This window comes from Pantoea sp. nfd-35 (assembly GCF_056892255.1).
In genome coordinates, this window is sequence record NZ_CP122403.1 from 1364259 (window position 1) to 1384641 (window position 20383).

A 20383-nucleotide genomic window follows, 5' to 3' on the forward strand; every position below is an offset into this window, starting at 1 on the left:
TAATCTCGATGTTTGAATTGGACGAAGGTAGTGCAAGGTTTTTACAGTGAAGAGAATATTTGGATAGTGAATTCTGATTTGATAAAAGTGTATTTCCAAAGGATGTAATTTGTACGCATAAGCGAAAAGATGTTTAACGTAAATGATTTTTTAAATAGTGCTATTTTTTATTATTACATTTAAGTTTTATATATGCATGCCGAAAAATATTTTCTTTTTTATATGTTAATTTCAATTTGAAACTCATTAAGGGTGAAAAAGGAAAAGCGAAAAATATTCTGACATTCTCTATCTTTAGATATTTTTGAGAAGGTTTTAGCTTGGTGGCTATATTTTAATTGTGTGATGAGTGTCATGGTTTTTTTGTTCAGGCAAGGTTTTCATTCTGTCTGAAACGATCTGAAAAGTTGCCCTGGATGTGCTAAATTTTTATAAAGTAACCAGGTTATATCTATTTTTTAATTTTCAATCTTTATTAAAAGCAATGATTTGACGTAAAGAAAAGAGCTTGGGAGTGATATGTTTCTTTAAATACATTGATATATGATTGCTGTGCTGGATTACTCCTATAAAAGAATTCGATGATAATTCTCCGTCAACAGAACATGTGGCATCTTAACTTTAAGCTATGATATGATAAATTTAATACCATATCGACTCAGGGCGCACTGAATGAACGATTTTGAGCAAAAACTTCTCGATAACGGTTTTTCTGCCAAGAATATCGGTAAACTCAAAAGCATCATTAACAAAGATGAATCTAAAAAAGACACACTTCAGAGTCTCGTGATTGATCTTAGCAAACGCTTTTGGGGAGGGGTCATTGCTCTGGTTATTTTGGCTCTAATTGGATTGAACGGCATTTTTAATGCAGACTCTTCAAATGCCATCCCATACATCATCGTCCTGACTTTCGCTTTCTTCGTGGTGTATTTCGTCACGCCTCTTAACTTAGCCTGGAAATCATACAAATTTATCAGGAAGAATAAACATTAGTTCTGTGCAGGATTGTTTTTCATTTGGTAAAGGTTCATACCTATTCCAGTTCCCTTGTGTATAGCACCCAAACCTTTGAGAGCGAGTGCTGGTTTACTCAGAAGCTGGACTTTGCGATAGTGATCGGTTGGTAGATATTTGTATAACCTCCATGCTTCAGGTTTTAGGGTAAGCTTGAAAAGGCCATAGTATGATGTTGTCAGGTCCACGACCTGGTAGGTTAACAATCCTAAGCGCTTATCAAAACCGAGAAAATCGGCTGCGTCTTCATATTTATCTCTTACTGGGTTAGATGGGTGAGGCACACCACTTAGCTTACCTATACTCTCAATCCCAGAACCCACACCATTCATCACCAGGGCTGAGCCTGCCACTACTCCGATAACATTGCCTGTTGTTACAGAGCCTACGATTAGACCAACCCCTGCAACAATTTGCATGCCACTCAGCACGACGCCGATACCGTCAATGACATACCCAATGACTTTTTCATGGTCATGGTAAAACTGCACAGAAGACGATACGACAGCTTCTCCTGTTCTGAGCATCGTGTCTTGAATCTTCAAGTTTTGGGTTTCCTGCTTGAGATTTTGGATGCACTCCTGACATTTGTCATCCGAGGTAGCAGTGCGGATGGTTTGAAGCTGCGAGCGGCTAAACTCTCGCACTTCATCCTGAAACTTCAGGCGAACAAGGGCATCCTTGAGATGGAACTGTGAGAGGGATGTTGCCACATTGACTAAGTGGTTGGCCTCCAGGCTTGCCATAGTCAGAAAGTAGCTTGATTGCCTGTTTCTGTCCCAGTAGTTGTCCATAACGATACCTTTGTTTAGCAGGATTTATCGAATATTAAAGTAGCGTGGGTTAAGAAACAAAACAAATACATCCAAAGCAAGGTTTGAAGAAGAGGGGGCAATGAACCCGGTATTTGACGTAGCGAAGGACAGGAGAGATTGATTCGTCTTTAACGCTTCGTCATGTAAGTGGCCTGATGTTGTTTATGAAGACACATCTAAGTTTTAGTAGCTTAACTGAAGGAAGAAGGGGTCAGATGAATGTCTAAAATGAGGTTAAGTAGACTTGAAGAAAGGCATACATGGTGTCCCCTGCAGGAATCGAACCTGCAACTAGCCCTTAGGAGGGGCTCGTTATATCCATTTAACTAAGGAGACGCCAGCGCAGTATACCGCAGTTAGGCGGCAGAATTCACTACACCGTCGCGCGTTTGCTCATTCTGTCAGCAATTTAGCGTTCTTCTTGTTGCTGCTGACGTTTTTTCTCCGCTTTACGTCGTTCCGCTTTCGCCTTTGCCTGGGCAGCTTCGCCCATATCATTGCGAATCTGCGCATGGCTGATCAGGGCGAAAATCAGCGTACCGCCCGTCAGATTACCCAACAGCGTCGGGATAGCAAAGGGCCAGAGAAACTCGGTCCAGGGAATGCTGCCGTTAAATACCAGGTAAAGCACTTCGACGGAACCCACCACGATATGCGCCAGATCGCCCAGCGCGACCAGCCAGGTCATCATCACAATGACAAACAGCTTGGCGGCACCGGCATAGGGGAACATCCAGACCATGGTGGCAATGATCCAACCTGAAATCACCGCATTCGCAAACATCTCGCCCGGCGTATGTTCCATTACCTTCATGCTGATGTCGGTAAATGCCTGTCGGGTGGCTTCATCAAAAATCGGCATTTCAGTAAACGCCAGGGCCGCGAACGCTGTCCCGATAAGATTACCCAGCAGCACAATGCCCCACAGGCGAAGCAATAAGCCAAGATTGCTCACAGTGGGTTTGTGCATAAAGGGCAGGACGGCGGTCACGGTGTTTTCAGTGAAAAGTTGCTGCCGTGCCATAATCACAATCACAAAGCCAAAGGTGTAGCCAAGATTTTCCAGTAAAAACGCGCCGGGCACGCCATCCAGATGCACCTGAAAAATGCCCTTAGCCATCAGCGAGGCGCCCATCGACAGCCCGGCAGCAATAGCGGACCACAGCAGCGCCATGCCGTCACGTTCCAGCTCTTTTTCCCCGTCCTGACGAATCTCCTCATGGATAGCGGCGGCGCGAGAGGGCAGGGCGTCTTCATCCACTTCAATATCCTCTTTGCCCTGTTCTTTCTCTTCGCTGTCTACGTTGTTAGGTCCCTGACTGGTGCTTGATGAAGGCTTCATGTTTTCTCCTGGTAACAGTGCAAATGCGTTATAAGCGTAGTCGTTTTTTGGCTCGCGAAATTGTTTCTACAACAGCTAACAAAAGTTACAACATTTTGCTGTGGTGCGCTTTTTGTCCGCTTAACGTCGTGAAAAGCACGAATATCTAACCTCAGTGGGAAAGGGGGCCGCGCACGGTCTTCGGCACACTGCAACATTGTGCTATCATTTGCGCCTTATTTGGCTGGCGCGATTTACCCCTCCATGTTGGAAATCATGAATCTGCTTTGTGTGCGTGATGAACGTGCGCTCTTTGAGGCGCTCACGTTTCGCGTGTCGGCAGGTGATATCGTACAAATTGAAGGGCCAAACGGGGCCGGTAAAACGTCGCTGCTACGGATTCTGGCCGGGTTGAGCACGCCTGAACACGGCGAGGTGCGTTGGCAGTCGCAGCAAATTCATCAGCAACGCGATGTCTGGCATCAGGCCATGCTTTATCTTGGGCATCTGCCGGGGATCACCTCGGCGTTGTCGGCGCTGGAAAATCTACGCTTTTATCATCCGAACTGCCGCGATGAGCACATTTTTACTGCACTGGCCAGCGTCGGACTGGCGGGCTATGAAGACGTGCCAGCCGCACAGCTCTCTGCAGGGCAACAGCGGCGAATCGCGCTGGCCCGGCTGTGGGCTGACCCAGGCAGCCCTGTGGATTCTGGATGAACCTTTAACCGCTCTTGATCCTGTCGGCGTCGAGACCTTAATGGCGCGCTTTGCGGAACACGCGCAACAGGGCGGTTCTGTTATTGTGACGAGTCATCAGGCGCTGCCGGGGCTGAACGGTAAGATAAAAACCGTTCGCCTGCATGCCACGGAGTGGCAGTAATGTTGTGCCGTCTTATTCAACGTGAATTACGCATCGCCTGTCGTCGCGGTGCGGAGGTGGTTAATCCACTGTGGTTTTTCCTGATCGTGATTACGCTTTTCCCGTTGGGTATCGGTCCCGATCCTCAGCAACTGGCCCGGATCGCGCCTGGTATTGTCTGGGTTGCTGCGTTGCTCTCCTCGCTGCTGGCGCTGGAAAGGCTGTTTCGCGATGACTTCAATGACGGCACGCTGGAGCAACTTTTATTGTCTCCCACGTCGCTGCCGGTCATGGTGCTGGGCAAAGTGATTGCCCACTGGCTGGTCACCGGCTTGCCGTTAATCCTGCTTTCGCCGCTGGCGGCTCTGTTGCTGTCCCTGGATATCCCGAGCTGGCGAGCGGTGGCACTGACGCTGCTGCTGGGAACACCGACGCTGAGTTTTCTTGGCGCAATTGGGGTGGGGCTGACTGTGGGATTACGTCGTGGTGGCGTGCTGCTCAGCCTGTTGGTCCTGCCGTTGGCGATTCCTGTCTTGATTTTTGCCAGTGCGGCCATTGATGCCGCAGGACAGGGCGTCGCCATTGGCGGTTATCTGGCGTTGCTGGGGGCAATGCTCGTCGCGAGTGCAACGCTGGCGCCTTTTGCCACCGCCGCGGCGTTGCGGATTACGTTGCACTAAATCAGCACGCATCAGACGTGTTATTAGCGTTTATTTTAATGTGAGCAATTGAACATGTGGAAAGGATTACATCAGCTGGCTAAGCCCGAACGGCTCTATCAGTTGTGCGGTCGCCTGCTGCCGTGGTTTGCTCTGGCCAGTGCGGCGGTACTGCTGCTGGCCTGGGTATGGGGATTTGGCTATGCACCGGCAGACTACCAGCAGGGTGACAGCTTTCGCATTATGTATATCCACGTTCCGGCGGCCATGTGGTCGATGGGGATATACAGCGCGATGGCCGTTGCGGCGTTCACGGGGCTGGTCTGGCAGATGAAAATGGCCGATTTAGTGTCAGCGGCGATGGCGCCAATCGGTGCCGTGTTTACCTTTATCGCGCTGGTCACCGGTTCTGCCTGGGGCAAGCCGATGTGGGGAACCTGGTGGATATGGGATGCCAGACTGACGTCAGAACTGGTGCTGCTGTTTTTATATCTGGGCGTGATTGCGCTGTATCAGGCCTTCGACGATCGTCGCATGGCCGGGCGGGCCGCAGGCGTGCTCATTTTGGTCGGGGTGATCAATCTGCCCATCATTCATTTCTCTGTGCAGTGGTGGAATACCTTACATCAGGGATCGTCCGGGTTGCTGCAACAGGCGATCGCGCCGCCGATGCGCACGCCGCTGCGCTGGGCCATCCTGGGTGACCTGCTGTTGTTTATCACCTTAACGCTGATGCGCTTACGTAACCTGATTCTGCTTACGGAACGTAAACGTCCCTGGGCAATTGCCCTGGCGAAGACAAGGAGCAAAGTATGACGCCCGCTTTTGCCTCATGGCATGACTTCGTTGCCATGGGCGGCTACGCCTTTTATGTGTGGCTGGCGGTGGCAGGCACGCTGGTGCCGCTTTTCGCCCTGATCTTGCATAGTAGGTGGTCACACCGACGTTTGCTGGCGGACATTCGCCAGCGTGATGCACGGGAGCGCCGCCTGCGAGCGGCCAACGTTCAACGTACCGCCAACCCTACGGCAGGAGAAGAGAAGTGAATACCCGCCGTCGTAATCGCCTGTATGTCGTGGTGGCGATACTTACCGGACTTGGGCTGGCGACCGCACTGGTGATGTATGCGCTGCGGTCCAATATCGATCTGTTTTATACGCCGGGTGAAATCCTGGAGGGAAAAGGCGATGCGCACATCAAGCCTGAGCCCGGACAGCGCCTGCGCGTGGGCGGCGTCGTGATGCCTGGCAGCGTAACGCGGGATCCCCACACGCTGGCGGTTTCCTTCCAGCTTTATGATGGTCGCGGTGTGGTCAACGTGAGCTTTGTCGGCATTTTACCGGATCTGTTCCGCGAAGGTCAGGGCGTTGTCGCGCAGGGCGTACTTGAGCCCGGTAACCTGATCAAAGCCAAAGAGGTGCTGGCAAAACATGATGAAAACTATACGCCTCCCGAAATCAGCACCGCGATGAAACCCGCACCCTCTGCGCAACAGGCCGCGAATAACCCGGCAGGACGTACACCATGATGCCAGAACTGGGCAGTTTCTTACTCTGTCTTGGATTAGCGTTGGCGCTGCTGCTCAGCGTCTATCCGCTGTGGGGCGCCTGGCGCCTGGATGCCCGCCTGATGGGCATGGCGCGTCCGCTTGCCGTTGGCCTGTTTGCCTGCGTCGCGGGGGCTTTTATGCTGCTGGTCTGGGCGTTTATCGTTAACGATTTTACCGTGAGCTATGTCGTCAACAACTCAAACTCACTGCTGCCGGTTTACTACCGCATTGCGGCCACCTGGGGCGCGCATGAAGGATCGTTGCTGCTGTGGGTGCTGCTGCTGAGTGGCTGGACGCTGGCCGTGGCAATTTTCAGCCGCGGTATGCCGCAGGACGCGCTGGCCCGGGTGTTGTCAGTGATGGGGATGATCAATCTGGGCTTTTTGCTGTTTATCATCCTCACCTCTAATCCCTTCAGCCGGACGCTGCCCGATTTTCCCGTAGACGGTCGCGATCTTAATCCAATGTTGCAGGATATCGGCCTGATCTTTCATCCGCCACTGCTGTATATGGGCTATGTCGGCTTCTCCGTGGCCTTTGCTTTTGCCATCGCCTCATTAGTGGCGGGACGGCTGGATACCGCCTGGGCGCGCTGGTCGCGTCCCTGGACTACCGCCGCCTGGTTATTCCTGACCATTGGCATCGTACTCGGTTCCGCCTGGGCGTATTACGAACTGGGCTGGGGCGGCTGGTGGTTCTGGGACCCGGTGGAAAACGCCTCCTTTATGCCGTGGCTGGCGGGCACCGCCTTAATGCACTCGCTGGCGGTTACGGAAAAACGCGGCACCTTCAAGGCCTGGACGGTGCTGCTGGCTATTACCGCGTTCTCCCTGAGCCTGCTCGGCACCTTCCTGGTCCGTTCCGGCGTGCTGGTCTCGGTACATGCTTTCGCCTCCGATCCGGCGCGCGGCATGTTTATTCTCGCATTTTTGGTCATCGTGATTGGCAGCTCGCTGCTGCTGTATGCCATTAAAGGCGGCCAGGTGCGCAGTCGGGTGCAAAATGAGCTCTGGTCGCGAGAATCTTTTCTGCTGGGGAATAACGTGCTGCTAATCGCGGCCATGCTGGTGGTCCTGCTCGGCACGCTGTTACCGCTGGTGCATAAACAGTTAGGGCTGGGCAGCATTTCCGTTGGCGAACCCTTCTTTAATACCATGTTCAGCTGGTTAATGGCTCCGCTGGCGTTAATGCTCGGTATTGGGCCGTTAGTACGCTGGCGACGCGATGAACCACAAAAACTGGTTCGTCGTCTGCTGATAGCGCTGCTCGTGACGCTGCTGGCCTCCGTGCTGCTGCCCTGGTGGTTGCAGGATCGTGTTGAAGCCATGACGGTGGTGGGATTACTGATGGCGGTATGGATCATCCTGTTGACCCTGATGGAACTGCATGAGCGTGCCACTCATCGTCATAGTTTTTTTACCGGATTACGTCACCTTTCGCGCAGTCACTGGGGCATGGTGCTTGGACATCTCGGCGTGGGTGTCACCGTTATTGGCATTGCGTTCAGTACCCAATACAGCGTTGAGCGCGACGTGCGCATGAAAGCGGGCGACAGCGTCGATATCCATCACTACCATTTTGTTTTTCGTGATGTTCAGGACTTACAAGGCCCTAATTACAGCGGCGGCGTGGCGGTCATTGACGTTTCCCGCAAGGGCAAGCCGGAAGCCGTGTTGTATGCGGAAAAACGCTTTTACTCTGCCGCGCGCACCATGATGACCGAGGCGGCGATCGACGGCGGCTTTACCCGCGATCTTTACGCCGCGCTGGGTGAAGAGCTCAGTGACGGTAGCTGGGCGGTGCGTATCTACTACAAACCCTTTGTCCGCTGGATCTGGTTTGGCGGCTTGTTTATGGCCGTCGGAGGGCTGTTCTGTTTGCTGGACCCGCGCTATCGCTCGCGCAAGAAAGCCGATCGTGAGGTGCGGACATGAAAAAAATTCTGTTTGTTCCGCTGGGATTATTTTTACTGCTGGCTGCCGCGCTGCTGTGGCAGCTGTCACGTAATGCGGAAGGGGACGATCCTTCACGGCTGGAATCGGCCTTAATTGGTAAGCCCTTGCCCGTGTTCAGGCTGGAGGCGCTGGATAAGCCAGGCAAAACCTATGATCAGCAAACGTTGATCACCGGTAAACCACTGTTGCTGAACGTCTGGGCAACCTGGTGTCCGACCTGCCGCGCCGAGCATCGCTACCTTAATGAGCTGGCAGAGCAGGGCGTTCGGGTTGTAGGGTTGAACTACAAAGACGATCGCCAGAAGGCAGTAACCTGGCTGAACACGCTGGGTAATCCTTATGCGCTCAGCCTGTATGACGGTAACGGGATGTTGGGCCTCGATCTCGGCGTTTATGGCGCACCTGAAACCTTTTTGATTGATGGCAAAGGCATTATTCGCTATCGCCATGCTGGCGATCTGAACCCGCGCGTCTGGCAACAGGAAGTCAAACCCTTGTGGGATAAATACACGAAGGAGAGCGGCGCATGAGATCCCTGATGATGATGCTCTGTGGGCTGCTGTTTAGTGCCAGCCTGTGGGCCGCGATTGATACCTATGCGTTTGACTCCGTGGCGCAGGAGGAGCAGTACCGTGAAATCACGGCCTCGCTGCGCTGTCCCAAATGCCAGAACAACAGCATCGCCGATTCTAATGCGATGATTGCGTCAGATATGCGGTTGAAAGTTTATCAACTGATGAAGCAGGGCCAGAGCCGTCAGCAAATCATCGACTATATGGTGGCGCGTTATGGCAATTTCGTCAGTTACCAGCCGCCTGTCACGCCCTCAACACTGATCCTGTGGGCCGGCCCGGCGCTGTTTGTGATTGTGGGCGGTGCCGTGATCGTGTGGCGTAGTCGTCAGCGTAAAACCCGAAGCGAGCTTGATGACCAGGAACAACAGCGTCTGGCGGCGATTCTGAAGTCGGACAGGACACGATAATGGCTGTCTTTTTACTCACGATTTTTCTGCTGCTGCTGGCGGCCAGCGTACTGTTTTTAGCCGCAGGCTGGCGTCAACGTGAAACCCACGCGGCGGCGCGCGACAACCTTAATACGCATTTTTATCGGCAGCGGCTGGCTGAGATAACCCTGGACGAAGAGCAGGGCGTGATTGCCGATCGCGCCGTGATGGAGCAGGAGTTACAGCAAACCCTGCTTAGCGATATTCCGCCCGCTTCGGATGCCCACTCGCACCGCAGCCGTCGCTGGGTGCTGTTACCCGGCCTGATCGTTTTAGTAATCGTGTCACTGGCAAGCTATCTTAAAACCGGTGGCTTAACGCAGTTAAGTGGCTGGCTCCAGGTGCAGGAAGCGTATCCGGCGCTGCGCGCCCAGCTCATGGATCCCCATGCCCGGCCACTTACCCAAGAGCAGCTCTCTCGCCTGCAGCTCGGTTTGCGCAGCCAGCTGCAAACCGAACCTGATAACCTCAGTGGCTGGGGGATGCTGGGCCGCCTCGGTATGGTACTCAACAATGCCACGGGCGCGCGTCAGGCTTTCGAGCATGCGTTGCAGCTGGCACCGAATAATTTTGCCCTGCAGCAGGATTATGCTGAGGTGCTGACGCGATCGGGCGATCCTCAGGATAACCGCCAGGCCGGGCTGCTGCTCACGGATCTGCTTAAACAGCATCCGCAGGATATCCGCACCCTAAGCCTGCTGGCCTATAATGCGTTTGAACAACAGCAGTATTCGCAGGCGATAGACAGCTGGCAAACCCTGTTGCAGGTGTTACCGGCCGACGATCCTCGTCGTGAGGGCATTGCGCGCAGCATTGAGCAAGCCAAAACCGATGCAGGGCAGCAAAGCAGTCAACTAACGGTCGAGGTCACGCTTTCTCCCCAGGCAGAAAAAATGTTACCGCCGGGCGGAGTCATGTATATTTCGGTGACTGACGGCGTCTCGCCCGTACCGGTCGCGGTGAAGCGCATATCGCCCGGACATTTTCCCGTGTCGCTGACGCTGGATGACAGTAATGCGATGTTGCAAGAGCGACGTCTTTCAACGCAGAAACAGATTCAGGTTCGCGTCAGGATTGCACGAAATGGCCGCGCAAATCCTGAGCCGGGTGACTGGTTTGGCGTTAGCGCGATAGTCCCCTGGGATGGCCATCAGCACATTGACGTCGCGATTGATAAACAGCAGCCTTAACCGGCTGGCGTCTGGCAATGTCTGAATCTGCCAACCGCACGGGAGATATCAGCTATGCTTGCTGGACTGCGCTGATCTACCCGCTGAAACTCAGCAGGGTATAAATAACTTATATGCACAGGGAGAAAAAAATGGATCACCGCCTGACCAGCCTGGCTTTGACCAGTGTGCTTCTGGTTGGTTGTGCCAGTTCAAAGCCTGCTGACGATGCGCCTGCAGGGCGTAGCGATCCGCTTGAAGGTTTTAACCGCACAATGTTTAACTTCAACTATAACGTGCTGGACCCTTACGTGCTGCGCCCTGTGGCAGTGGCCTGGCGCGACTATGTTCCCGTGCCTGCGCGCGCGGGCCTCAGCAACTTCCTGGGCAACCTCAGCGAACCTGCCAGTATGGTAAATGCGATTCTGGTCGGCGAACCGCGCAATGCAGGTATCCACTTTACACGTTTCTTCCTGAATACGGTGCTGGGGCTGGGCGGTTTCATTGATGTCGCCGGTAAAGCCAATCCGGAACTGGCGCGCCAGGGGCCGCAGCGTTTTGGTACCACGCTCGGTCACTATGGCGTGGGCTATGGCCCTTATGTGCAGTTACCGGCCTATGGCAGCTTCACGATACGCCAGGACGGCGGTGATTACGTCGATACGCTTTATCCTGTGCTTGGCTGGTTGACCTGGCCCATGTCCATCGGTAAATGGACGCTGGAAGGCATCGAATCGCGCGCACAGTTGCTGGACTCGGATGCTATCCTGAAACAGCAACGCGATCCTTACGCCTTTATCCGTAGCGCCTACTTCCAGCGCTACGACTTCCTGGCGCGCGGCGGCAAGCTGAAGCCAGAAGAAAATCCGAATGCGGCGGCGATCCAGGACGATCTGAAAGACATTGATTCGCAGTAAATCATGGCCCGCCAGAAGCCGCCTGTCGCAAGGGCGGCCTGATAAGCGGCCCGGGGTGATGACGTGAAGCTGCTACAGGGTTGTCACCAGGCTGCATGACGTGTGACGTTCCCGTTAGCAATAAAAAAGCGACACTCAGTGTCGCTTTTTTTATGCGTTTCGCGCATCAGAACTTGTAGTTGAAGCTTGCGCCATACAGCCAGGCTTTACCACTAGAGTTAAAGGTATAGGTGCCTTCCTGCACGGTCACTTTCTGACCGTGCATGTAAGACACGCCGACGTCTACCGATGCATCGTCGTTAAACGCATAAGAGGCACCGGCGCTCAGCCACAAACGGTCCTGATCCGGGATAGAGATAGAACGCTTGTCAGCCGGAACCGGGCTGTCATCAAAGGCGATACCGCTGCGGAAGGTCCAGTTTTTGTCGTACTGGTAGGTGGTACCCAGTGCGATGCGGTAGGCATCGTGGAAACCTTCATCTTTATAGAACAGCGTCTGGCCGTTTGAGCCCGTTGCTTTCAGCTCCTGAAACTGACTCCAGCTGGTATAGGCCAGGCTATAGTGGACGGCCCACTGTGGTGCCACTTTATGCCAGCCTGAAACTTCCCACATTTCCGGCAGGTTTAAGGTTAACGCGCCGGGAACTGTAGAGCCGTTTGTACCTGTCGGGAGATTAGTAACTTCTGGGTTATTACGAGGATTGAATGGCAGGCTACTTTTATAGTCTCCATCAAAGTCAATTTTCACTTCGGAGCGGTAGGTAAAACCAAAACGGTTATTGTCATCGACTTCGTAGAGTACGCCAGCGTTCCAGCCGTAGCCCCATTTGTCCCCCTTAAGATAGGCAACTTGCGTATCTGCGGGTATACCGAGCCGTGCGCCCGCTTCACCAGCATAGCGCTCAATTTTAGCTTTGGCATATACAGCATCAAAACCTACCCCGAAGCTGAAATGCTCATTCAAACGATAAGTCGTGCTGAGGTTCAGGTTACCCGTCATCAGGTCAGTTTTGCCGCCCAGCCCGCCCGCGGTATAACCGTTGTTAAACTCTGTCGCCAGGCCGTAGTTAGACGTCGCTGACGCGCCTACCCACCACTTGTCATTGATCGGCTGGACGTAATGCAGGTTAGGGATCCATTGGTTCGGTGCGATGTTTTTCGCGTCCAGGCTGCGGCCCGTCGGGCTTTGGCCACTGATATCCACTTCAGGATCGATGTAAACCGCACCGATTGAAAATTCAGGGCGATCCATGAGTGCCATGGTTGCCGGGTTACGACTGGCTGAGGCCGCCGTATCACCCATTGCGCCTTCGCCAGAATAAGCGCGACCTAAACCAATGGAAGAAAATTCATTTAACTGAAATCCGGCTGCATATACGTTAGAGGAAATAAGCGCTACTGCAGCTGCCACGGCTGACTTTGCGAACAGGTTTTTATGGTTCATGACCACAACCTCATGTGAATTATTATTTAACGTTGTGACGTCGCGTAACAAGGAACGGCGGATTGTATGGACTGATGTCAAATGCACATATCAGACCAGTGCGGAGAGTATAGGTCCGACCTGTACACATGTTGCAATATTGTTTTTAAAATATTTCCAATTTGATAGGTGAAAATTCGATCTGCTTAACACTTCTCGGGAATAAATGGGCAGAGCGGCAGGAGCAAAACTGATCCACATCAAATTTTATTGTGATATTCGTCACTTAGCGCGGTGTGTGTAGCGGGTTGATAAGCCAGAGCGTAAAATTTTCAGCAGAAAACTCACCCACCTTATGATGTGATGTCAGGAGAAAATCATGACAAATGCTTTAAAAAAATGTAGCGCGACGGAAACGGCTGCCTGCTGTTGCGTCGATGTTGGTACGGTGATGGATAATTCAGACTGTACGGCCAGCTGGTCAGCATGGTGTAAAGATCGCGCCGATGCCGAAACGAAACTGGCGCAGCTGACGGAAAGGGCGCGCCAGGTCGAGTCAGAACCCTGCGTTATCGATTCCAGCATGGTGGAAGAGGCCGGTGGCGTGCAGCTTAATATCGACTTTACCTTTAGCTGTCAGGCCGAAACTCTGATTTTCCAACTGGGTTTGCGTTAAACATTTCGGCGCCGCTGCTCTGCGGCGTTTTTCATTTTCGTGTTTCTTATCTCACTTTTCTCCTCCTGATGTTGGCGGCGCACCCGCTTGTGGTTAACACTGTGGATCAGGTCAGACCTCTTTCGGCAATGATGCCTCGGTCACGATGTACAGGTGGATACAATGAGCAAAGCGCAGTCACTGCTGACGCGTAATGGCGAGCGCATCGCCATCACCCACGGATTACGTACGCCTTTTCTTCGCCAGGCCACGGGTTTTCACGGCATCCCTGCGGTTGAACTGGGTCGCATGGTGATCAGCGAAATCATGGCCCGAAGTGAACTCCCGGTTGAGGTGATTGAGCAACTGGTCTTCGGTCAGGTGGTGCAAATGCCGGAAGCGCCAAACATTGCACGTGAGATCGTCTTAAGCAGTGGCCTGAGCGTCAATACCGATGCTTATAGCGTCAGCCGCGCCTGCGCCACCAGCTTTCAGGCGGTGGCAAACGTCACCGAAAGCTTACTGGCAGGTACGATTTCTGCCGGCATCGCAGGCGGGGCGGACTCCTCCTCTGTGCTGCCCATTGGGGTCAGTAAAACGCTGGCGCGCGCGCTGGTGGATATGAATAAAGCGCGTGGCTTTTCACAGAAGCTGCACATTCTCCGGCGGCTGCGCCCTAAAGATCTGTTACCGGTTCCGCCTGCCGTTGCGGAGTACTCCACGGGATTACGTATGGGGGATACCGCAGAGCAGATGGCCAAAACGCATGGCATCAGCCGGGAAGAGCAGGATGCATTGGCCCTGCGCTCGCATCAGCGCGCGGCCCAGGCCTGGCAGTCAGGCGTACTGAGTCAGGAGGTGATGGCCGCCTTTGTGCCGCCGTGGAAAGCGCCCATCGAGCAAGATAATAATGTGCGTATGGATGCAAAAGCCGCCGATTATGCCCGGCTGCGTCCGGCATTTGACCGTCAGCACGGTACCGTTACTGCGGCAAACAGTACGCCGCTTACCGATGGGGCTGCTGCGGTCATTTTAATGCGTGAAGGCCGGGCAAAAGAGCTTGGAATACAGCCGCTGGGCTATTTACGCAGCTATGCGTTTACCGCTATCGACGTCTGGCAGGACATGCTGTTAGGGCCGGCCTACGCCTCGCCGCTGGCGCTGGATCGTGCCGGGATAGCCTTAAAGGATTTGACGCTGATTGATATGCACGAAGCCTTTGCCGCTCAGACGTTAAGCAACCTGAAAATGTTTCGTGATGAACGTTTTGCCCGGGACGTGTTAAACCGCGCCCATGCGCTGGGCGAAGTTGACGAGGCACGTTTTAATGTCTCGGGCGGATCGATCGCCTTTGGGCATCCGTTTGCCGCAACCGGCGCACGCATGATTACCCAGACGTTAAATGAATTACGCCGCCGGGGCGGCGGGCTGGGTTTAGTCACAGCCTGCGCCGCCGGGGGTTTAGGGGCAGCAATGGTTCTGGAGGCCGAATAATGGAACAGAGCGCGTTCACATTACAGATGCGGGACGATCATGTAGGCGTGATCACCATTGATGTACCCAATGAAAAGATGAATACGCTTAAAGCGGCATTCGCGGCACAGATTGCGGCAATCATTGCGGAAGCACGCAAGCATCCGCAACTGCTGGGGCTGGTGCTGATTTCAGGCAAACCTGACAACTTTGTTGCAGGGGCCGATATCAGCATGATCGATCGCTGCCAGAGCGCCCACGAGGCAGAAGCGCTGGCCAGACAAGGGCAGGACGTGATGGCGGCGATTGCGGCATTGCCATTTCCTGTGGTGGCGGCAATCCATGGTGCTTGTCTGGGCGGCGGGCTTGAGCTGGCGCTGGCCTGCAACGCGCGCATCTGTTCGCTGGACGATAAAACCCGTATTGGCCTGCCTGAAGTGCAGTTGGGGCTGCTGCCGGGGTCGGGCGGCACGCAGCGCCTGCCTCGCTTAATCGGCGTACAGAAAGCCTTACCGCTTATCCTTACCGGTAAGAACCTGCGGGCCAGGCAGGCGAAAAAGCTGGGCATTGTTGATGATGCCGTGCCGCAGGCCATCCTGCTTGACGCCGCCGTTGAACTGGTGAAGAAAGGGAAATACCGCAGAGCGCCGCTGCCCCTGCGCGATCGTCTGCTGCAGGGCCCGATGGCTCGTCAGGCGCTGTTCGCACTGGCCAGACGCGAAACCGATCGTAAAACCCAGGGTAACTACCCAGCGGCACGACGCATTATCGAGGTGGTTCGCATCGGCCTGGAGCAGAGCAGTCAGGCCGGTTACGCCGCGGAAGCGCGGGCGTTTGGCGAACTGGCGATGACGCCAGAGTCGGCCGCGCTGCGCAGCCTGTTTTTTGCTTCCACCGCCATCAAGAAAGAGAACGGCACCCAGGCTGAACCACGACCACTCCAACGGGTCGGTGTGTTGGGCGGCGGGCTGATGGGCGGCGGGATCGCCAGCGTCAGCGCCGTTAATGCGGGGCTACCGGTGCGCATCAAGGATATCAGCCTTAAAGGCATCAACCATGCCCTGCAAACCAGTTGGGATCTGCTGAGTAAAAAAGTGAAACGCCGGCAAATCAGTCCGGCACAGCGTCAGCAGCAGATTGCGCGCATCAGCGGCAGCACCGACTATCAGGGATTCACCCAGCGCGATATCGTGATTGAGGCGGTCTTTGAGGACCTGGATCTGAAAAGACAGATGGTGGCGGACGTTGAGGCGAACTGTCAGCCTCAGACGATCTTTGCTTCCAATACCTCATCGATTCCCATTGCAGAGATTGCGGCGACGGCACGGCGCCCAGAGAACATCATCGGCCTGCACTATTTTAGCCCGGTGGAAAAAATGCCGCTGGTCGAGGTGATCCCGCATGCCACGACCTCGCCTGAAACGCTTGCCAGTACGGTAATGCTGGCACGGAAACAGGGTAAAACGCCGATAGTGGTGGCCGATAAACCTGGTTTTTACGTCAACCGTATCCTCACACCTTACATCAACGAGGCCATGCGCTGCGTGGTGGAGGGGGAACCGATCGATCACATTGATCGGGCGCTGGTGAAGGCAGGATTCCCGGTGGGGCCGGTTCAGCTACTGGATGAAGTTGGCATTGATGTCGGCAGTAAGATTTCACCGGGCCTGCAGCAGGCTTATGGCGAGCGGTTTGCCGCGCCTTCCGCGCTGGATGCCGTGATCAAAGACGGTCGCAAAGGACGCAAAAACGGTAGGGGATTCTACCTGTACGGATCGTCGCGTCTGGCGCGTAAGAAGGTCGATCCGGCGGTGTACGGCTTAGTGAAGACCCGGCCGGTGGCAAAGCAAAGCGGCGCGCAGATTGCCGAACGGTGCATGATGATGATGTTAAACGAAGCGGTGCGTTGCCTGGATGAGCAGGTTATCCGCTCGCCGCGGGACGGCGATATCGGTGCGGTGTTTGGCATTGGTTTTCCCCCCTTTTTGGGCGGACCGTTCCATTACATCGACAGGCTGGGCGCGGCAGAAATCGTCAACAGATTAACGCGGCTTCAGCAACAGTACGGGGACCGTTTTGCGCCCTGTGACGCGTTGCTGCGCGCAGCTGAGCAGCAGACAAAGTTTTACACTTCTTCATAAATTCGAATACCCACTCCGATTCAGGGGGTTAGAAACGCGCCGCACAAGCGTGAGGCGCTGCACGAATCTGACAGGTGCTTATTTAATAAACAACCGGTTGACTATACTGAAGTCATTAGGGTACAACACGACGTTCATTCGCAGAATGAAGCGCCTGATGCGGATGCATCAGGCGATGTCGACAAACAACAGCGGTGCTTTATGCAAGTTTTTATCATGCGTCACGGCGATGCGGCTCTTGAGGCTGCCAGTGATTCAGTCAGGCCTTTAACGCTTTGTGGATGTGACGAATCACGTCAAATGGCGAACTGGTTAAAAGGTCAGTCTGTTGACATTGAACGTGTACTTGTCAGCCCCTATCTCCGTGCGCAGCAGACGCTTGCCACATTTCGTGAGGCGTTCCCTTTGCCAGAAGGGGAGGATATTTTGCCGGAACTGACCCCCGGCGGCGATCCCGGTCTGGTCGGATGCTATTTGCAGGCACTGGCGAATGAAGGGGTTAAATCGGCGCTGGTTATCTCTCACTTGCCACTGGTGGGCTATCTGGTGTCAGAGCTTTGCCCACAGGAAACCCCACCGATGTTTGCCACCTCGGCCATTGCCTGCGTTGACTTCGATCCGGCTGAAAGTCAGGGCAAACTGTTATGGCAGGTCAGCCCCAAAAAACTCGCGAAAGCGATGTAATAATGTCGGGCCATTTACTGGCCCGAACATGAAAACGATCACCGAACGTTATTCCCGTCTGCTTCTTTCCCTGCAGGTCAGGCAATCACAAAACGTGATACTGAGCCCGCCAGCGTTTGCGCCTGGTCATGGAGCGCGCTTGCCGCCGCAGAGGACTGTTCCACCAGGGCCGCGTTTTGCTGCGTCACGTTATCCATTTCAACGATAGCCACGCCGACCTGCGCAATGCCGCGGTTCTGCTCTTCAGACGCGTGAGAGATCTCGTTCAGTATCTCTGTCACATTGCTGACCGAGGTGACGATTTCTCCCATAGTGTTACCTGTCTGACTGACCAGCTGTGAACCGGCGCGGATGCGGGCAACCGAGTCCTGAATAAGCGCTTCGATTTCTTTTGCCGCCAGCGCGCTGCGCTGCGCCAGATTTCTCACCTCACTTGCGACGACGGCAAAACCACGGCCCTGTTCGCCAGCCCTTGCCGCTTCTACCGCGGCGTTCAGTGCCAGAATGTTGGTCTGAAACGCAATACTGTTAATGACGGAGGTGATCTCGGAGATTTTCCCCGAGCTGGCAGAAATTTCATCCATGGTGCTGACGACATTGGTCACCAGCTCTCCGCCACGGCTCGCCGTGTCAAAGGTTTGCTGCGCCAGCCTGCTGGAATGATGAATATTATCGGCGTTCTGTTTTACTGTCGCAGTCAACTGCTCCATGCTGGCTGCCGTTTGCGCAAGGGCCGCTGCCTGGCTTTCTGTCCGTGCCGATAAATCATTATTCCCGGAGGCGATTTCTGCGGAAGCCTGGCTGACGCTGGTGACGCCGCTGCGAATCCCGCTGATAATCCGTCGCAGTTCATCGCTCATCTCGCCTACCGCGCGCATGAGCTCGCCCAGCTCATCCCGACGGGTCGAGTTGAGCATGATGCTGAGGTTGCCACGCGCCATCTGGTTCGCCACGTTCAGCAGTTCAGAAAGTGGACGCGTCAGCTGTCGGGTAATAAACAGGGCGATAACAATACCTGCCACGATGGCAGCGATAACAATGGCAGCCATTAACCACACGGCCTGTCCGGCATCGTGATTGGTGGCATCCAGCTGTTGCGTAAACAAGTTATTGCTCATGTCCGTCAGGGTCTTACCCGCAACCGCCAGCTCGGCTGTGGCCTCTTCGCCTGCTTTCACGGAGGCCATCAGCGCATTAATGTCAGCTTGTTTCCCGTCAAGCTGTTCGCTGATTTTTGCGAGCGTTGCATTGTCTGCCGGGTTAAGGCGAGGTGCAACCTGTGCGATAAGCCCGACGGTTTCAGTGAGGAAGTTGCTGAGTGCGCTGCGATCGGCATCTTTGTGCTCAAGGCCAAAGAGTTTCACCCGCACCGCGACGCCAGCCAGATGCTTATTGATTTCCTGTAAGGCTGCGGCAACCTGCGCGTCATTGCTGCTGCTCGTGGCAAGCTGGCTGATCCCCCGCATTTCTTCTTCGACAGACAGGCTTTGTAAAGCCTGAGCCCCATTACGAACGGCCTGCACGGTATCGGCCCGTTTCTGCCGGTAGGTGGCAATGGCTGACGGCATCGCCGTAATCATCGCCTGCTGACTGGCATCCCAGCGAAAAACGCCCAAATTTCTCAGGTTCTGATCCACCTCTTTCAGCATGGCTTCGTTCAGATCGATGAATTTTTCATCATGTGTTCTGACGAATTGCAGCCGGGCATCTTTGGCCTGTGAAAACCGATCGTTGACACTTTTCAGCTCCCTGAGCTTTTCGGCCCGGACGCTAATATCGTTGAGGTTTTTAATACCGCATATCGCTACGGCCAGACTCAAAAGCAAAATCAGTCCAAAACCGAGCATTAACTTTTTACCTACGTTTAAATTCTCAAAAAAATGACTTAATGCGCTCATTCAAAATGTTCCCTTGGTCAATACGCCAAAATGTTGAAGCCTAATGTGCCTAAATGCCTAGACGTTATCGGCAAGGGAAAACTTGTATTGAATATAAATAGTTTCTTAAGCAAATAGTCTGCGTCAGCCTGAACAGAAAGCAGCAGAACGCCTGGCCAAACAGGGTCGGGATCGGGCGTTTAAGGGGAGCGACGTGTGAGTCCCGTTTAACGGGCTCCCCCGTCAAAGGGGGAGGCAGCGGGGCAAGGTGCTTAAGCCGTTTTGCTGCCTGAATGTCAGGGCAGCTCTGGCGGTTGCCACTCTTCTACTTCAATCAGCACCAGCAAGGCAGCGTCGCCACCAAACATTTTAGGTGCCTGGTGAAAGGCCATTACCCAGGGATGTTGAGCCAGCCAAAGCGGCGTTTGCTGCTTTAGAATATGTTTACCATGTCCGGTCATCACGCTGGCGCAAAAAAGGTGTTCGCGACGACAGGCGGCAATTAGCGCGCCTAACTCCTGCTTGGCCTGCATCTGTGTTAACCCATGCAGATCGAGAAAAATCTCTGGCGTGTAATCGCCCCGACGCAGCTTTTTCAGCTCAAAATGGCTCACGTCCGCGCGCACATAGCGCGTCGCCCCTTCAGTGGAAAGCAGCGGCTGGAACTCATCGGAAAAGTAGTGGCTGTTATCCGCCTGTTCAGACAGCAGCCTTTTTATCGGCACTTCCCGGGTTTTAACCGCCGGTTTGTGTACGATAGTGTCTTGTTTTAACTGACGCGTTCCTGTCATCAACTGGCGAAACAGCGCTTGATCATCCTGGCTCAGGGGGTTTTTTTTACTCATGGGTGGTGAATCATGTCT

Annotated in this window: 19 protein-coding genes, 1 tRNA gene and 1 pseudogene; 15 read left to right on the forward strand and 6 right to left on the reverse strand. The window is 54.0% G+C overall.

The window, feature by feature from the left end; genetic code table 11:
* The first annotated feature begins 672 nt into the window (after positions 1-672).
* Positions 673-996: a hypothetical protein gene (locus P9J57_RS06515; RefSeq protein WP_013026586.1), complete on the forward strand. Its 324-nt coding sequence runs from the start codon at positions 673-675 to the stop codon at positions 994-996.
* Here the strand turns inward: P9J57_RS06515 and P9J57_RS06520 are convergent.
* From P9J57_RS06520 to P9J57_RS06530, 3 genes are all read right to left on the reverse strand, one after another.
* Positions 993-1811, reverse strand: coding sequence for a DUF4225 domain-containing protein (locus P9J57_RS06520; protein ID WP_078829265.1), 819 nt, complete (start codon positions 1809-1811; stop codon positions 993-995). The genes P9J57_RS06515 and P9J57_RS06520 overlap by 4 nt on opposite strands.
* Positions 1812-2093: 282 nt before the next feature.
* Positions 2094-2168, reverse strand: a tRNA-Arg gene (locus P9J57_RS06525).
* Between the two features lie 73 nt (positions 2169-2241).
* Positions 2242-3174: a formate/nitrite transporter family protein gene (locus P9J57_RS06530; RefSeq protein WP_161610873.1), complete on the reverse strand. Its 933-nt coding sequence runs from the start codon at positions 3172-3174 to the stop codon at positions 2242-2244.
* 243 nt (positions 3175-3417) lie between these two features.
* Between P9J57_RS06530 and ccmA the strand changes: the two are divergent.
* From ccmA to mlaA, 10 genes and pseudogenes are all read left to right on the forward strand, one after another.
* A pseudogene (gene ccmA, locus P9J57_RS06535) lies at positions 3418-4036 on the forward strand (cytochrome c biogenesis heme-transporting ATPase CcmA).
* The gene (gene ccmB / locus P9J57_RS06540) at positions 4036-4695 is read left to right on the forward strand and encodes a heme exporter protein CcmB (RefSeq protein ID WP_019106029.1); all 660 of its coding nucleotides are present in this window, start codon (positions 4036-4038) and stop codon (positions 4693-4695) included. Before ccmA ends, ccmB begins: the two are co-directional and overlap by 1 nt.
* A 54-nt stretch (positions 4696-4749) precedes the next feature.
* Positions 4750-5490 carry a heme ABC transporter permease gene (locus P9J57_RS06545; protein ID WP_014594213.1) on the forward strand — a complete coding sequence of 247 codons (741 nt, stop codon included), beginning with the start codon at positions 4750-4752 and terminating at the stop codon, positions 5488-5490.
* Positions 5487-5720, forward strand: a complete 234-nt coding sequence (gene ccmD / locus P9J57_RS06550) for a heme exporter protein CcmD (RefSeq protein ID WP_013026580.1) — start codon at positions 5487-5489, stop codon at positions 5718-5720. The genes P9J57_RS06545 and ccmD overlap by 4 nt, the downstream gene beginning before the upstream one ends.
* Entirely contained in the window at positions 5717-6202 is a 486-nt protein-coding gene (ccmE, locus tag P9J57_RS06555) for a cytochrome c maturation protein CcmE (protein WP_014594211.1), read from the forward strand. Before ccmD ends, ccmE begins: the two co-directional genes overlap by 4 nt.
* Positions 6199-8157, forward strand: coding sequence for a heme lyase CcmF/NrfE family subunit (locus P9J57_RS06560; protein ID WP_483279432.1), 1959 nt, complete (start codon positions 6199-6201; stop codon positions 8155-8157). The genes ccmE and P9J57_RS06560 overlap by 4 nt, the downstream gene beginning before the upstream one ends.
* A complete protein-coding gene (locus P9J57_RS06565) occupies positions 8154-8708 on the forward strand; it encodes a DsbE family thiol:disulfide interchange protein (RefSeq protein ID WP_014605344.1) in 555 nt (184 codons plus the stop codon). The genes P9J57_RS06560 and P9J57_RS06565 overlap by 4 nt, the downstream gene beginning before the upstream one ends.
* The gene (locus P9J57_RS06570) at positions 8705-9160 is read left to right on the forward strand and encodes a cytochrome c-type biogenesis protein (RefSeq protein WP_042676304.1); all 456 of its coding nucleotides are present in this window, start codon (positions 8705-8707) and stop codon (positions 9158-9160) included. Before P9J57_RS06565 ends, P9J57_RS06570 begins: the two co-directional genes overlap by 4 nt.
* On the forward strand, positions 9160-10371 hold the full coding sequence (gene ccmI, locus P9J57_RS06575) for a c-type cytochrome biogenesis protein CcmI (protein ID WP_104933533.1): 1212 nt from the start codon (positions 9160-9162) through the stop codon (positions 10369-10371). Before P9J57_RS06570 ends, ccmI begins: the two co-directional genes overlap by 1 nt.
* A 131-nt stretch (positions 10372-10502) precedes the next feature.
* On the forward strand, positions 10503-11267 hold the full coding sequence (mlaA, locus tag P9J57_RS06580; protein ID WP_014605347.1) for a phospholipid-binding lipoprotein MlaA: 765 nt from the start codon (positions 10503-10505) through the stop codon (positions 11265-11267).
* 166 nt (positions 11268-11433) lie between these two features.
* Here the strand turns inward: mlaA and fadL are convergent, their stop codons facing one another.
* On the reverse strand, positions 11434-12711 hold the full coding sequence (gene fadL / locus P9J57_RS06585; RefSeq protein WP_014594206.1) for a long-chain fatty acid transporter FadL: 1278 nt from the start codon (positions 12709-12711) through the stop codon (positions 11434-11436).
* Positions 12712-13069: 358 nt separating this feature from the next.
* Between fadL and P9J57_RS06590 the strand changes: the two genes are divergently transcribed.
* From P9J57_RS06590 to sixA, 4 genes are all read left to right on the forward strand, one after another.
* The gene (locus tag P9J57_RS06590; RefSeq protein ID WP_014594205.1) at positions 13070-13366 is read left to right on the forward strand and encodes a YfcZ/YiiS family protein; all 297 of its coding nucleotides are present in this window, start codon (positions 13070-13072) and stop codon (positions 13364-13366) included.
* A gap of 162 nt (positions 13367-13528) precedes the next feature.
* Positions 13529-14839: an acetyl-CoA C-acyltransferase FadI gene (gene fadI, locus P9J57_RS06595; RefSeq protein ID WP_014605349.1), complete on the forward strand. Its 1311-nt coding sequence runs from the start codon at positions 13529-13531 to the stop codon at positions 14837-14839.
* Complete coding sequence (fadJ, locus tag P9J57_RS06600; protein WP_028715420.1) at positions 14839-16959, forward strand: fatty acid oxidation complex subunit alpha FadJ; 2121 nt, start codon at positions 14839-14841, stop codon at positions 16957-16959. The genes fadI and fadJ overlap by 1 nt, the downstream gene beginning before the upstream one ends.
* Before the next feature lie 201 nt (positions 16960-17160).
* Positions 17161-17643, forward strand: coding sequence for a phosphohistidine phosphatase SixA (sixA, locus tag P9J57_RS06605; RefSeq protein ID WP_042676303.1), 483 nt, complete (start codon positions 17161-17163; stop codon positions 17641-17643).
* Positions 17644-17720: 77 nt separating this feature from the next.
* On the opposite strand, the gene P9J57_RS06610 is transcribed toward sixA, so the two are convergent.
* Both P9J57_RS06610 and smrB read right to left on the reverse strand, forming a co-directional pair.
* Entirely contained in the window at positions 17721-19541 is a 1821-nt protein-coding gene (locus tag P9J57_RS06610) for a methyl-accepting chemotaxis protein (RefSeq protein ID WP_019106023.1), read from the reverse strand.
* Between the two features lie 275 nt (positions 19542-19816).
* Positions 19817-20365 carry an endonuclease SmrB gene (smrB, locus tag P9J57_RS06615; RefSeq protein ID WP_013026568.1) on the reverse strand — a complete coding sequence of 183 codons (549 nt, stop codon included), beginning with the start codon at positions 20363-20365 and terminating at the stop codon, positions 19817-19819.
* Positions 20366-20383 lie beyond the last annotated feature (18 nt).